Source organism: Ruoffia sp. FAM 26255, assembly GCF_045528525.1.
GTDB lineage: Bacteria > Bacillota > Bacilli > Lactobacillales > Aerococcaceae > Ruoffia > Ruoffia tabacinasalis.
In genome coordinates, this window is record NZ_JBGQQX010000152.1 from 1 (window position 1) to 255 (window position 255).

A 255-nucleotide genomic window follows, 5' to 3' on the forward strand; every position below is an offset into this window, starting at 1 on the left:
TGGAATCGATTCCTCGACATTTCTTTAAGTCGATGACGTTTGATTGTGGTAAGGAATTTTCCAATTGGAAAGCATTAAGTAATCAACATGACATTGATATTTATTTTGCCGATCCAGGAACGCCCTCACAGCGAGCTTTGAATGAGAATTCCAATGGTTTATTACGCAGAGACGGACTGCCAAAAGGAATGGACTTTAATCAAGTAGACCAAAGCTTTGTGTCATCGATTGCACACAAACGGAACACGATTCCAC

The 255-nt window shown here is 40.4% G+C and carries 1 protein-coding gene; it reads left to right on the forward strand.

What is annotated here, in order from left to right; genetic code table 11:
* Positions 1 to 255, forward strand: a 255-nt coding sequence (locus tag ACEN31_RS11690; protein ID WP_407109493.1) for an IS30 family transposase, incomplete at both ends; no start/stop codon positions are given.